The organism is Paenibacillus sp. EC2-1 (assembly GCF_049311625.1).
Taxonomy (GTDB): domain Bacteria; phylum Bacillota; class Bacilli; order Paenibacillales; family Paenibacillaceae; genus Paenibacillus_AQ.
The window spans coordinates 1345902-1360822 of sequence record NZ_CP186006.1; the positions used below are offsets into that span (position 1 = coordinate 1345902).

General features: G+C 45.1%; 12 protein-coding genes. 11 read left to right on the forward strand and 1 reads right to left on the reverse strand.

The genetic code is table 11. The features are described from left to right. Positions 1-114 precede the first annotated feature (114 nt). From ACK8P5_RS06285 to ACK8P5_RS06320, 8 genes are all read left to right on the forward strand, one after another. Complete coding sequence (locus ACK8P5_RS06285; RefSeq protein ID WP_422660119.1) at positions 115-1833, forward strand: proline--tRNA ligase; 1719 nt, start codon at positions 115-117, stop codon at positions 1831-1833. 367 nt (positions 1834-2200) lie between these two features. Then, positions 2201-2947 (forward strand): class I SAM-dependent methyltransferase, encoded by a 747-nt coding sequence (locus tag ACK8P5_RS06290; RefSeq protein ID WP_422660120.1) that lies wholly within the window; start codon positions 2201-2203, stop codon positions 2945-2947. A 2-nt stretch (positions 2948-2949) separates the two neighbouring features. Beyond that, on the forward strand, positions 2950-3972 hold the full coding sequence (locus tag ACK8P5_RS06295; protein ID WP_422660121.1) for an MBL fold metallo-hydrolase: 1023 nt from the start codon (positions 2950-2952) through the stop codon (positions 3970-3972). 370 nt (positions 3973-4342) lie between these two features. Then, entirely contained in the window at positions 4343-5518 is a 1176-nt protein-coding gene (locus ACK8P5_RS06300; RefSeq protein ID WP_422660122.1) for a glucose-1-phosphate adenylyltransferase, read from the forward strand. Between the two features lie 25 nt (positions 5519-5543). Further along, entirely contained in the window at positions 5544-6647 is a 1104-nt protein-coding gene (gene glgD, locus ACK8P5_RS06305) for a glucose-1-phosphate adenylyltransferase subunit GlgD (protein WP_422660123.1), read from the forward strand. 27 nt (positions 6648-6674) lie between these two features. After that, positions 6675-9116, forward strand: a complete 2442-nt coding sequence (locus ACK8P5_RS06310) for a glycogen/starch/alpha-glucan phosphorylase (RefSeq protein ID WP_422660124.1) — start codon at positions 6675-6677, stop codon at positions 9114-9116. Positions 9117-9246: 130 nt separating this feature from the next. Then, entirely contained in the window at positions 9247-10371 is a 1125-nt protein-coding gene (locus ACK8P5_RS06315; protein WP_422660125.1) for a serine hydrolase domain-containing protein, read from the forward strand. A 124-nt stretch (positions 10372-10495) separates the two neighbouring features. Next, the gene (locus ACK8P5_RS06320; protein WP_422660126.1) at positions 10496-11557 is read left to right on the forward strand and encodes a LacI family DNA-binding transcriptional regulator; all 1062 of its coding nucleotides are present in this window, start codon (positions 10496-10498) and stop codon (positions 11555-11557) included. 79 nt (positions 11558-11636) lie between these two features. On the opposite strand, the gene ACK8P5_RS06325 is transcribed toward ACK8P5_RS06320, so the two are convergent. Then, a complete protein-coding gene (locus ACK8P5_RS06325; protein WP_422661393.1) occupies positions 11637-12194 on the reverse strand; it encodes a phosphatidylglycerophosphatase A in 558 nt (185 codons plus the stop codon). A 163-nt stretch (positions 12195-12357) separates the two neighbouring features. Here ACK8P5_RS06325 and ACK8P5_RS06330 point away from each other — a divergent pair, with 163 nt between their 5' ends. The 3 genes from ACK8P5_RS06330 to ACK8P5_RS06340 all read left to right on the forward strand — a co-directional run bounded on the left by ACK8P5_RS06330 (position 12358) and on the right by ACK8P5_RS06340 (position 14899). After that, entirely contained in the window at positions 12358-13413 is a 1056-nt protein-coding gene (locus ACK8P5_RS06330; RefSeq protein WP_422660127.1) for a GerMN domain-containing protein, read from the forward strand. A 94-nt stretch (positions 13414-13507) separates the two neighbouring features. Beyond that, complete coding sequence (rph, locus tag ACK8P5_RS06335; RefSeq protein WP_422660128.1) at positions 13508-14266, forward strand: ribonuclease PH; 759 nt, start codon at positions 13508-13510, stop codon at positions 14264-14266. Positions 14267-14269: 3 nt separating this feature from the next. Continuing rightward, the gene (locus tag ACK8P5_RS06340) at positions 14270-14899 is read left to right on the forward strand and encodes an XTP/dITP diphosphatase (protein WP_422660129.1); all 630 of its coding nucleotides are present in this window, start codon (positions 14270-14272) and stop codon (positions 14897-14899) included. Positions 14900-14921: the final 22 nt, after the last annotated feature.

Below are 14921 nucleotides of genomic sequence, written 5' to 3' on the forward strand. Positions count from 1 at the left end.
TGCATACTTTTTAAGCCGGGGAAGATTGAAACAGGGTGGTACCACGAGCACATTCGTCCCTTATGACGAGTGTGTTTTTTGCTGTTTTCACGGATGAGAAGGAGAATGAAGAGCATGAAACAAAGTCAATTATTTATGTCCACCCTTCGTGAGGTTCCAGCTGAAGCGGAAGCACTAAGTCATCAGCAGCTGCTCCGAGGTGGTTATATTCGGCAGGTTGCTGCTGGTATTTATACCTATTTACCGCTAGGTTGGCGTGTACTTCGTAAAATTGAAAACATTATCCGCCAGGAAATGAATGCCTCTGGTGCTCAGGAGCTTCATATGCCAGCTATTCAGCCCGCTGAGTTATGGAAAGAATCCGGTAGATATGATGTTTATGGGCCTGAGCTAATTCGGCTTTATGATCGTCATGAACGTGAATTTGTACTTGGACCTACACATGAAGAGGTAATTACATCTCTTGTTCGACAAGAGGTATCATCCTACCGAAAATTGCCGGTGAATCTGTATCAGATCCAGACGAAGTACCGAGATGAAAGACGTCCTAGATTTGGTCTTCTTCGAGGAAGAGAGTTTATTATGAAGGACGCGTATTCTTTTGATACAGATTGGGAGGGTCTGGATCATTCCTACCGGAATATGTACAGTACGTACGAGCGTATTTTTAAACGATTCGGTCTTCGTTTCAAAGCGGTGGAAGCTGACGCTGGTGCCATCGGTGGACAAGGTGAGACCCATGAATTTATGGCCTTGGCTGAAATCGGGGAGGACACCATCGTATCTTGCAGCTCATGTGAATATGCGGCCAATTTGGAGCAAGCACAGATGGCGGTTATCGATGAGGCAGATAGAAGAGCGAGCGCAGGAACTGACGAAGGGATCTCAATGGAGAAGATTGCTACACCGAATGTGAAGAGTATTCAAGAGTTGGTGGAGTTCCTTCAAGTGAGCTCACATCAGCTGATAAAGACACTTCTATATAAGGTAGATGACAAGCTCATTGCGGTGCTCGTTCGAGGTGATCGTGAAGTAAATGAGGTTAAAGTGAAGTCCTATTTACAAGCCGAAGCTGTTGAATTAGCTGATGCTGGTGAAGTACAGCGTGCCACAGGTGCTCCAACTGGATTTGCCGGACCTGTAGGACTTCCACTGCAACTTCTTGTTGATCATGAGGTTGCGTCTATGCTGGAAGGAATCACGGGAGCGAATGAGGTAGATATGCATTTGATGCGCGTTCGTCCAGGCATCGACTTTTCGCTTGAACAAACGGGTGACTTCCGAAATGCGGCAGAAGGAGATCGCTGCCCACGCTGTGGTGAGTCTTTATTATTTCATCGTGGCATCGAGCTTGGGCATGTGTTTAAGCTTGGAACCAAGTATAGTGACGCTCTCAGTGCGACGTATGTTGATGCCGATGGTCGAGAGAAACCGTTCGTTATGGGGTGCTATGGCATTGGGGTGTCACGTGTCATGGCGGCGATTGCCGAGCAGAGCATTGAAGGCGAGCGATTAGTATGGCCGATATCCGTCGCTCCGTTTCAAGTTCATATCATTCCTGTTTCCGTGAAGGACGAATCGCAGAGCGCATTAGCAGAACGGTTGTATCGTGATCTGACTGATATGCGACTAGAGGTATTGTTAGATGATCGCGACGAACGAGCAGGAGTGAAGTTTAAAGATGGCGATCTGCTCGGGGCTCCGATTCGGATTATCGTCGGCCGGGGTGCCGTATCGGGTGAAGTTGAGTTTATGGGATCAGATGGCGCCAAGGTGAGTATGTCTGTAGCAGATGCGCTCGAACGTATTCGAGAAGCCTCCCTTGCTAATTAGTAAATATATCGCAAACCAATAATACAAGCATCGGTAGTGGTGGATCCGCTATCGATGCTTTTATTACATATTAAGTCTTTTTTGAAGCATAACTATTTCAAGAGCTCCGAGTTTAAACTATCATTGCTCTGGTTAATTCGTTGAACAAGGGTCTTACGTTTGCTTGGAGTAACCAAGCCTTTGAACTTTGTAGGATTTGATCGCTCTATATCAAATCTTGGAGCATGTCTTAGCAATGAATCGCATAAGGTAGAAACTAATGTCGTTTGCCTTGCGAAATGAGATAAAGACGTTACAATTATCCTGTATCGTTGTTAACCTCTAAATATTGGAAGTGGCAAAAAAGACAGTCAGGAGGATCAGTCAGATGACGGAATGGTATGAAGAAAGTTTTGGAGAAGACTACTTACTCGTGTATAAACACCGAGACATTCAGGGTGCTGTTCATGAAGTGCAAACGATGGCTTCATGGCTTCATCTGCCCGCTCAAGGAAGGGTGCTAGATTTATGTTGTGGGATGGGCCGTCATTCCCTTGTCTTAAGTGAAGAAGGCTATCAAGTGACAGGTGTAGATCTGTCGGATGTTCTTCTAGAAGAGGCGAAGGAGATGGATCAGGAGCAGGCAGTTACCTGGATTTCTGGCGATATGCGGCAGCTGCCGCTACCGAGCAGTGAGTTCGACGCAGTACTGAACTTGTTCACTTCATTTGGTTATTTTAAGAAGGACAAGGAGCATATCAAGGTGCTGCAAGAGATCTATCGTGTCCTAAAACCAAATGGACGCTTTATTATCGACTTTTTAAATCCTGCTTATGTTTCACAGAATCTTGTCCCTGAATCTTCCCGTATATCTGAAGGACAACGTATCCTTGAAAGACGTAAGATTGAGAACGGTTATGTAACAAAAGATATCACAATCACGGATGTCTACGGTGGGGAACCGCGTCATTATCAAGAGCGCGTAAAGCTCTACACCCTTGATGAATTCAAAGAGATGGTGGAAGAAGCTGGGCTGTGCATCGACCAAGTTCATGGAAGCTACGATGAGGATCAATATATTCCTGAGACGTCTCCTCGAATGATATTTGTCGGTCGGCGCCCGATGGAGCATTGATTATGGAACAAGGCATGTTCGGGAAGCTCCCGACAATTACACCACTTCATGAGGATCGTCTTATACAAGTTAAAATCACTCTTGATTCACCATTACGCTGGGTTAATAGTTATCTATTACGGGACGAGCAGGGGATTACGCTTATTGATCCAGGCCCACGAACCGAATCTACTGAGCAGGAATGGAATGATGCTCTAGCAGCACTTCAAATACAGGATGAGGAGATTACATCCATCGTAATAACACATCATCATCCAGACCATTATGGTCTCGCAGGGTGGTTTCAGGAGCGGACGGGCGCGAAGGTATGGATGTCTGAACGTGCTCACAAGGAAGCCCAGCTGATGTGGGGAGATGATGCCCATGCTTCTGATATGAATGATAAGCTCCCTGCTTTCTTCGCGATGCATGGTATGCCGGAATCATGGCTAGTTCAGATGCCAGAACATCTAAACAGCTTCATATCTCAAGTCTCTCCGCAGCCTCAAGTATCGTATTTAAGTGAGGTAATGCAGATAAGTATGGGGGGGCGTGTCTGGATTCCTGTGCAGACAGCTGGACATGCTCCAGGGCATCTTTCCTTTTACCATCCGGATAGCGGGGTAATTCTGTGCGGTGATGCGGTGTTACCGCAGATATCGCCAAATGTCAGCCTAGTGCCTGGTAGCGATACTCAGCCGCTGCACCTGTATTTGGATGGGCTGCGCCGCCTCCGGGAATTACATGTCCGGACTGCATATCCCGGACACCGCCACCCGTTCACGCATTTCCGTGAACGAATTGACGCGCTTCTCCTTCACCATGAGGAGCGGCTCACTGCAATCTCCGGGATGCTATCTGCAGCCGGAGGACTTAACGCCTTTGAAGTCTGTGTAGCCCTCTTCGGCGACAAACTCGGTATTCATCAGATGCGTTTTGCCATGTGCGAAGCACTGGCCCACCTTGACGAGCTTGTCAGACAGAAGCGTGCGGAACTCAAGGAGTCTCAAGTGGGAGCAGCTCTGTTCATTCCAGTTCAGGCATAATTAACGTACACCGAACTTTTTAGTTTTTATCACATAAGCTTCAGCAAAGCAATGAATGAATGCTCTCCTTATTACATATTCCTGTTCCACAGGCTTAAACGGCGACTTAGGTCGTGCCCGTGGAATAGGACATCTATAGCACTCCTCACCTTAAGATCTGACTTCCCTCATCACGTTCACACAAATATTTCACAAAAAAGATTTCCTAGTTCTTTTCTCGTTTAATGATACGTAAGGTAATTGTTCGGAACTTATGTATTATGGGACTTACTCTCCCTCTAACATCTATCAATCTATCCTACCTCGATGTGTATTCGTATTTTCAGGAGTACCCAAAATATCCTTAATTATGAATAAAGGAGATCTCGCGATGAAGAGAAAAGAAGTGGTGGCTATGCTGCTTGCTGGAGGACAGGGGAAACGTCTAAAAGAATTAACCAAGACACTGGCAAAGCCGGCAGTTTATTTTGGAGGTACATATCGAATTATTGATTTCCCATTAAGCAACTGTTCTAATTCAGGAATTGATACGGTTGGAGTATTAACTCAATATGAGCCGCTCGTGCTGCATTCATATATTGGTGTAGGTAGTGATTGGGATATGGATCGTCGAACCGGGGGAGTGTATGTACTGCCGCCACATGAGCGGGAGGATGGAACGAGTTGGTATCGCGGCACAGCTGATGCGATCTACCGGAATTTGATGTTCATCGAACAGTACGATCCTGAGCATGTGCTGATTCTATCAGGCGATCACATCTACAAGATGGATTATGAACAGATGCTGAGTTACCACAAGAAGAATAACGCGGATTGTACCATATCGGTCATTGATGTAACTCTAGATGAAGCTACACGTTTTGGGATTCTGAATACCCATGATGATTACCGCATTTATGAATTTGAAGAGAAGCCAGCTCATCCGAAGAGCACCTTAGCCTCCATGGGGGTGTATTTGTTCAAATGGGATATACTCAAAAAATATTTGCTTCAGAATGTAGAGAATCCAAGTACAAGTCACGATTTTGGCAAAGACATCATTCCGCTAATGTTAGCGGAGGAAAAAACACTTTATGCGTATCCGTTTCAAGGTTATTGGAAAGATGTTGGAACGATAAATAGCTTATGGGAGGCCAACATGGATCTATTGTCCGAGCATCCTGAATTAGATCTGAACGATCCCGATTGGCGAATTTATACACGAAATCCGAATCAGCCTGCTGAGTATATTGCGCCTGGTGCGAAGGTGCGAAATTGTATGATCAATGAAGGCTGCTCTGTTTATGGAGAAGTGAACCATTCCGTTCTTTTTTATGGTGTGGAAGTAGGAGAGGGAAGCGTAATTACAGATTCTGTAATCATGCCACAGGTGAAGATTGGTCGTAATGTACGCATCCACCGTGCGATTATTACGGAGAATATGGTGATTGAAGATGGGACTATCATCGGTGAGAGTAGTAGTAATGATAGCGATATATTGTTAATCACGAATGATAGTGAAGCAGCAACGAAGTTCAAGACATCAGCTCCAGCCGCTATTTTATAAGAGAACAAAGGACGGTGTTTGATCGATGAAGCAACTCATGGGAGTTATTAATTTGGATCATGAGCTTGATGTACTGAATGAACTTACGTATTTTCGCTGCGGCGCAGCGGTACCTTTTGCAGCAAGATACCGCTTGATCGACTTTGTGATGTCCAATATGATGCACGCGGGTGTACTCGATATTGCATTGTTTGTAAGACGTAAATATCGATCGCTGATGGACCATCTCGGTGAAGGACGCCCTTGGGATCTGGATCGTAAAAGAGGAGGGCTGTTTATTCTTCCGCCTGATTGGAATGACCCATCCGATGTTTCAACAGGCGAACTTCAGCATATTCATAATAATCTGGACTTTTTCGAGCGCGGGTCAGCTAAATATGTCGTGTACTCGGGGAGTCAGCATTTAAGTCATGTTGATTTTGGTAAGGCTTATGAATATCACCTAGAACAGAAGGCGGATGTAACCTTAATCTATACGAAGGTTGACCAGCTTCAGCCGGAGCATCAGCCCTGTACTCGGCTCGATGTGGATGACAGTGGTAGGGTAACAGATATCCACCGTGAGCGGGATCATGCCAACGTTTACATGGAAATGTTCATCATGGAGAAAGAATTGTTTCTTCGACTGGTGAATCAATGCATCGCGCATGGTGAGAGTCATATTTTTCGGGACGCGATTCAGAAAAACCGAAATAAGCTGAATATTGCCGGATATGAGTATAAAGGCTATCATGCGGTTATTAATTCACTGGAGAGCTATTATCGCAACAGTCTCGATCTGTTAAAACCGGAGAAGTATAACTCCTTGTTCCGTGAGCATCCCGTTCATACCAAGATTAAATATGAGGTGCCGGCTAAGTACTTAGAGACCGCTGATGTGAGTAATTCACTCGTTGCCAATGGATGTCAGATTGGTGGAACGGTTGAGAACAGTATCTTGTTCCGGGGGGTACAAGTGAAAGAAGGGGCTAGAATTCACAATTCAATAATTATGCAGAAATGTATCATTGAAGAGAACGTTGTGCTTGAAAATGTAATTCTGGATAAAGACGTCATTATATCAAGAGGTCGCAAGCTTCAGGGGGATGTGCGTAAGCCTTTTGTGGTTGCTAAAGATACTGCGATCTAAACTTTATGCGTCAGGAGGACACTTCTTTTGTTTAACAACAAAGAATTATTCAAATCTGCGTTCAAAGAACAGTTGGTGAGTCGTTTAGGAAAAGACATTGAAGAAGCTACGGCAGGAGATATTTACAAAATACTCGGTACGCTCATTCGTGAATTCATAGGTAGGGAATGGGCTGAAACCAACCGCTCCTACATGGATCAGCAAGAGAAGCAGGTATACTATTTTTCCATGGAGTTTCTGATCGGTCGGTTGCTCGGGAATAACCTGCTGAATCTGGGCATGCTCCGGACCGTTCGTGAAGGACTTGCAGATCTCGGATGGAATCTAGAAGAGATCGAGGAACAAGAGCCAGATGCAGGACTTGGTAATGGAGGATTAGGGCGTCTTGCAGCATGCTTCCTAGACTCACTTGCATCGCTAGGCTACGCTGGTCATGGCTGTGGTATTCGGTATAGATTTGGACTGTTTGAGCAAAAAATTATTGACGGTCATCAGGTTGAACTTCCTGATGACTGGCTCCAGAAAAGTAATGTGTGGGAAGAGCGGCGGGCCGACAAGCGAGTTGAAGTACGCTTTTGGGGTCAGGTAGAAGTTGCTGAGAAGGACGGTAAGACACAGTTTAATACGGTCAACTATGAGAAAGTATGGGCTGTTCCTTATGACGTTCCTGTCATCGGATATGGCGATTCGCAAGTAAATACACTTCGACTATGGAGTGCAGAATCAGCTATGGACCCTGCTAGAATGGGTCTCGAGGTTCAGAATAGCTATTATAAATTTTTAGAGTATAACCGTTCGGTTGAATCGATCTCTGAATTTTTATATCCCGATGATTCTGGCTATGAAGGTAAGATTCTTCGGCTAAAACAGCAGTATTTCTTATGCTCTGCAGGGCTTCAAAGTGTGCTGAGGACGTTCGATAAATTAGAACTTCCTTACAGTGAACTACCGAATAAAGTAGCTATTCATATCAATGATACGCATCCAACACTTGTCATTCCAGAATTGATGCGAATTTTGGTTGATGATAAGGGGTTGGGATGGGATGAGGCTTGGGATATTACGACCCAAACGGTGTCGTATACGAATCATACATTGCTGAGTGAGGCGCTTGAAAAGTGGCCTGTCAATATGGTTCGTGAGCTCTTACCAAGAGTGTATATGATCATTGAGGAGATTAATAAGCGCTTCTGTGGAATGCTGCTTGATCGTTTTCCAGACGGGCAGGACCTGGTTTCTAAGGTTGCTATTGTGGAGAGTGATCAGGTGAAGATGGCCCATCTGGCCATTGTGGGCAGCTACAGTGTGAATGGTGTGGCTGAGCTGCATACGGAACTGCTTAAGACGAATGTGATGAAGCCATTCTATGATCTGTTTCCTGATCGTTTTAACAATAAAACCAACGGTATTACGCATCGTCGCTGGTTGATTCATGCCAATCCAGAGCTTAGTAATGTCATTAGTGAGACGATTGGGACGTGGTGGATGAAGCGCCCGCATCAGCTGCTTGGTTTGGAGACATTTAAAGAAGATTCGGCACTTCGTGAGAAAATCATGAAGATTAAACGCAGCAACAAGCTGCGGTTAGCAGAGTTTATTAGACAGAAGCAGGGCGTGATGGTAGATCCGGATTCAATCTTTGATGTTCAGGTAAAGCGGCTTCACGCTTACAAAAGACAGCTGATGAACATTTTACACGTCATGTATTTGTATAATGACATCAAGGACCATCCTTCAGTTGATCGAGTACCGCGTACATTTATTTTTGCTGCCAAAGCGGCGCCGGGTTATTATTTGGCGAAGAGCATCATCAAGCTGATTAATGTGGTCGCAAATACGGTGAACAAGGATCCTCAGGTGAATAGTAAGCTTAAGGTGCTATTTTTGGAGAACTATTCCGTGTCATTAGCGGAGAAGATTATCCCGGCAGCAGACGTAAGCGAACAGATCTCTACAGCAGGTAAGGAAGCCTCTGGTACAGGTAACATGAAATTTATGATGAATGGTGCGCTGACGATAGGTACGCTGGATGGTGCGAATGTGGAGATGCATCAGATGCTTGGGGATGACAACATGTTCCTGTTCGGTCTAACGTCGGAAGAAGTACTGAACTACTACAAAAATGGTGAGTATATTGCAAAAGATGTGTATCAAAAAGATCCGCGAATCAAACGTGTTATGGATCAGTTGGTGTCGCCAGGACCTTTTTGTTGCCACGAACGAGAGTTCAATCTAATCTATCAGTCTATTTTGGAGCATAATGACGAGTTTTTTGTCCTTAAAGACTTCGACAGTTACGCAAATACACACGATACTATCGATCAGGTATACTTGAATACACCTGAGTGGGCAACGAAGACGATCGTAAATATTGCTCACGCTGGCCATTTCTCGAGTGATTGCACCATCAACCGTTACGCGGCGAATATATGGGATATTCGGCCAGTACGACCATCCCTACATGTCTAGTCCTATCCATTAACAGCTGCCCTTCATGGGCGGCTGTTTTTTCTATACTATGCCTCACTTTAGTAATAAAGGATTCATAGCCTCCTTCTAGAATGGTAATGTATGACGAACGAATGAGGAGAATGAAGTGATGATAAAATCTCAGGACCCACAGTTAGATTTTAATATAAATGCTCTCGATTTTCCCGTTGGCGGAGCTGTTGTAGCGATTAAAGATAACAAAGTTGTGTACAGTAAGGGTTTTGGAAAAGCGCGTCTTGGCGCGGATGAGAAGCCTTTTACACCGGATACAATCGTAAGCATTATGAGCATATCCAAAAGTTTTACGGCAGCATCGCTGCTAAAGCTTGTTGATGAAGGATTGCTTGAGCTTGATATGCCCATAGTCCACTATCTGCCTTATTTTCAAACAACCGATGAAGAAGTGAGTAAACGAATTACAGTGAGGCACCTATTATCACATACTGCAGGTTTTGCCGGAGACCTCGGTATTGGTGACTTGGTAAGTCCAATTGCTTTTAATTTGAGAGACTTTGAGAAGATGAAAGAACAATGTGGAGTAACGGATACCATTATTGAAGGGATCCGCACGCGGGAGGATATTACGAGATATCTTCGTTCCGTAGCTTTATCAGATACTCCGGGTTCTAATTGGAGCTATTGCACGGACGCCTATATTATTGCAGCTGATCTGTTTGAGCGGGTTAGCGGCAGCTCGTGGGACGAATTTATGGAGAGTACGTGGTTTAGAGGGCTAGGGTTAAACAGAACTACATTGTACGCCCATAAGGTACAACAAGCGGAAGACCATGCAGCGTATTACACGAGTAACGATAATGTTTTTCGTGATGTAACCAGACCAGATTCTTCGATGATGGCATATGAAATCCCCTTTCTTGTGAACCAGTTAGGTGCTCCTATGGGATTTATATATTCTACTGCTCATGATTTGGGGAGCTATTTGTCTTCTTATATGAATGAGCATCCCTACTTATCTAGCTACGCACTTCATGAGATGTTCGAAACGGTATGGGATTTTGAAGAAGAAGGGGAAGGATACGCTTTAGGCTGGGGAACGAATCGGAAAGAGAATCTCCTTATCCTAGAGCATGGCGGTGGATATACGGGTGTTAGTGCGTATGTATGCATGGTTCCATCACATGGAACAGCGGTAATCGTTGTATCGAACCATGATGAAACACCTTCGCAAAAGATAGCATATGAGATGTTGGATTTGTTACTCCAGGCAAGATAAAAAAGTTATAAGGGCTGTTACCAACGTGGTAACGGTCCTTTTTTGTGGAATGGCTCAAAGAAAGGCAGAAATGTTATAATAACTTTTAAATAACTAATTAGCTAATGAACGGGTGAAGTCAAGCATGAGTCATAAAGTTACGATGCAACATATTGCCGAAGCGGTTGGGGTTTCGAAATATGTCGTCTCCAAATCTCTGTCCGGTAAGGAGGGGGTGAATGCGGCAACCAGAGAGCGAGTCCGTCAGGCGGCCATCAAGATGGGTTATCGGTTCAATCCACGTGCAGCAAAAGTAAATGAGGAAGAGACAGAGGAGTCAACAGAGGTCGTACAGACCATTGTTGTACTTCTTCCAGATATCCGCTATCAATATAAAGAATCACTTTATTGGGGGCGTATCATTAGCGGGATAACAGAGGAGCTCGAATCACTTGATATGAGGGGAGTTGTTGTAACCGATCAGACTGCGGACAGCCTCTTATCCATTGTGAATCAAGACACGATTCAAGGTTTCATTGGAGTGGGTGAGATTTCGGCTCAAGTAATCGAGGAGATCAGCAGACTCCGGGTCCCGATCGTGCTTGTTGACTCAGGCAATCCACTGATTGAAGCCATTCGATTGTTTGCTAACAATCGTGAGTGTGTGTATCAATTGAGCCAACATTTACTATCCATGGATCACCGAAATATTCGGTTTGTGGGTAATATGTCATTCTCGCAGAGCTTTATGAGCAGGTGGAATGGCTACAAAGATGCCATGGAAGAGTATGGACTGACGGTAGATCGGCAGGATCCGCTATGCCATCTGAACGGAGAAGACCAAGCTGAATATACAGATGAGATTCGTTCTATTCTGCAGGAGTTTATGGATAAAGATGGACTGCCTACTGCGCTTATATGTGCGAATGATTCACTTGCCATCAGTACAATGAAGGCTTTAGCTGATCTAAAGCTTAAAGTGCCAGATGACATTTCCGTCACAGGGTTTGATAATATCGAAGACGCATATCATACAGATCCGGGATTGACTACGGTGAATGTGGAGAAGGAAATGATGGGCCGCCGAGCGGTACAGCTAATGCTCCATAGTATTAAGCATCGTGATTTCCCTAAGGAAACGGTATATATGCCTGCATCTATTATACATCGTGATTCTGTGTCCTCCTTGAAAGGAAATGGGGCTTAATAGGCTCTCATATAATATATGATAAAAATAAGCTTAAAGATAACGGGGTCCTCTATATGAGGGCCCCGTTTGTGTGATTTTATAAGTTGTTATCTGCTTCTGTTGTGCCGGTCGTCTCAATTTCTCGCTCTGCTTGTTTGCGATGAGCGATTCGGCTGCTTGCTGCCGCTGCGACAGCTCCAACAATGTCATCAAGAAAAGTATTGATTACTCCACTTGATTTGTCGTTTAACCGTTCTAGTACGCCAGGTTTTAATTTATCAACATATCCATAGTTCGTAAATCCAATGCTGCCATATACGTTGACAATGGAGAACGCCAAAATTTCATCCACACCATACAAGCCCTCGTCATGGGCTAACATATCCTGAAGCGGAGATAAGAGTTTGCCTTCTTCCGCCAACATATCCAGCTGGATGCCTGTTATTACGGCGTTCTGAACTTCTCGCTTACTGAGCACCGCCTCGACGTTTTTGACGCACTCTTCCATTGTTAGGCCTGGGTAGTATTTCTTCTGTAGCACCATAACAAGCTCAGCGATCTCAGTCGTCGTCACTCCACGTTCATGTAGTAACCTTCTCGTCGCTTCAGCGACTTTTTTGCTATTTAAGCTATAAGGTATCTGTGTGTCGGCCATGATCTCACCTCGTTTTCTTAGTGGTTGTAATGAAGCCATACATCCAAATTGTACTTTTTCTATGATTACTTTGTCCAGAAACCTAAAAAGAAGGGGCATGTTTTGGAAAAGGGCTCGTATACATAAGAGTACAACCTGTACAAAAAGTAGGGAGGAACAATACATGACACGTAAACGTACGATTCGCGGACTTTCAGCCGCCGGACTTCTCGCTGTTCCGTTGATGTTGTCCGGCTGTGGGCCATTCGGTGGGAAGGAATCGGAGGCCATTGATCCGCCGCCAGCTCAAGCGGAGACTCAGATGATGAACTCGGCACTCAATCAGTCGTTACAAGGCCAGGTCGGTGTCCAGACCACCGTCTATTTGTCTGATCAGCATGGAATGCTCGCACCCGTTACTCTTGGTATTCCCAAAGAAGAAGGAAAAGACCCCCTTAAAAGCACTCTGGAAGTAATGATCCAAGGTGGTTCCTACTCAGGTTACATTCCTGTTGGCTTCCGAGGCGTGTTACCTACGGGAACAGAGGTCAAAAATGTCACGGTTGATAAGGAAAATAAGCTTGCTGTAGTAGAGTTTAATAAATCCTTTGGTGAATATAACGTTCAGGATGAACGCAAAATCTTAGAAGCTCTCACCTGGACGTTGACTGGAAACGAAGGGATTGACAAGATCCAATTGTGGGTGGATGGTGCAAAATTAAATGAAATGCCTGTTAACCATACCCCGTTAGATCGGCCGTTATCTCGTACGATGGGAATCAATCTCCAAAAAGCTGAGGATACGCAGTATTCACAGTCTTCCCCAGTAACGGTCTATTTCTCTGGCTTATCTCCTTCGGGCATCCAGTATTACGTTCCAGTAACGCGTCTTGTAGCTTCTGGTCAGGATACTGTGACCGCAGCACTTAATGAACTAATTCGCGGCCCGCAGTATGGTGACGGTCTGGAGCAAGTTATGACGAGTGAAACGTCTGTCGCAGAGATTAATAAGAACGAAGATGGATCCCTTACCGTTTCTTTAAATGAAGATATGTTCGAACAGGGGGATCAGATCCCATCTGAGATGCTGCAAGCCGTTGTGCTTACGGTTGCGGAGAATTCGAATAATGCCAAGGTGAAAATTCACATGAACGATTTGGCTGAAGTTAAGGGAGATGACGGACGAAATTATAGCGAACCGGTCAGTCGTCCAGAGTATATTAATGAGATTCCTATATAAGAGGTGGAATTCGCGGGAGGGTGCTTTTATGTTAGCACTTTGGTAGAATAGGGGTTGCTAATTAGGACGCGATAAGAAGTAGGAGGCAGAAAACATGAGATCTAACGGACGTAAGAGCGACGAGCTTCGCCCGATGAATTTATCGACCCATGTGAATAAATATGCGGAAGGCTCCGTGTACATCGAAATGGGAGAGACCAAGGTGCTGATTACGGCTACCGTGGATGAGAAAGTACCTCCATTTCTGAAAGGACAAGGAAAGGGCTGGGTGACAGCGGAATATTCCATGCTACCACGGGCGACACAATCCCGTAATCAGCGGGAAGCGAACCGAGGTAAACTCAGCGGCCGGACGATGGAAATTCAGCGGCTGATTGGTAGAGCGCTCAGGTCTGTTGTGAATCTGCATGCGCTGGGTGAGCGCACGATTACGCTGGATTGTGATGTCATTCAAGCGGACGGCGGTACCCGGACCACCTCTATAACAGGTGCATTTGTAGCATTGGCAATTGCAGTGAATAAAATTGCAGAACAACATAAACTAGCTGTATTCCCCATTACGGACTACTTGGCATCCACAAGTGTTGGAGTAGCTGGTGGGCAGGCCCTTCTAGATCTGAATTATGAAGAGGATTCCAAGGCCAAAGTGGATATGAATTTAGTGATGACAGGCAGTGGGAAATTTGTTGAGGTTCAGGGAACAGGAGAGGATAGCCCGTTTTCTCGTGATGAGCTCAATGAAATTCTGGAGCTTGGTGAAAAAGGCATTCGTGAGCTGATCCTTCGTCAACAAGAAGTACTTGGACCTATTGCAGCAAAGATCGGTACAGTCAGCACGAGAAGTGGGGCGTAACGTATGGAGCTTCAAGGAGATATCATCATTGTTGCAACTCGTAATAAAGGCAAGGTTATGGAATTCTCCCATGCCTTCGCACCTTTTGGTAAAAAGGTCGTAAGTATGTTTGATTACCCTAATCTTCCTGATGTTGTGGAAGATGGGGAGACCTTTTCTGAGAATGCCCTAAAAAAAGCCAAGACCATTGGGGATGCTATTGGTTTGCCTGTTCTTGGTGATGATTCGGGTCTATGTGTGGAGGCATTAGATGGGGCGCCTGGTGTGTATTCTGCTCGGTATGCAGGTGAGCATGGTACAGATCAAGATAACAATTTGAAGCTTTTGGCTGAGCTTGAGAAGCTACGACTTGGTGAAGATACAGAACTGCCACTGCTCAGTCCTGCACAGTTCGTCTGCGTGCTTGCTCTTTATGATCCGGCAACAGGGCAACATATTGAGACCAGAGGAACGGTAGATGGATGGATTACTTCCCAGCCATCCGGAAGTAAGGGCTTTGGTTATGATCCTCTTTTCTACCTTCCAGAATTCGAGAGAACGATGGCAGAGCTAACAATTGAGGAGAAGCAAGCGATCAGTCACCGCGGAGAAGCACTTCGTCAGCTGGCTGATAAATTTCGCTCAGAGGATTAATCGTACCCAAGTGATAGCAACG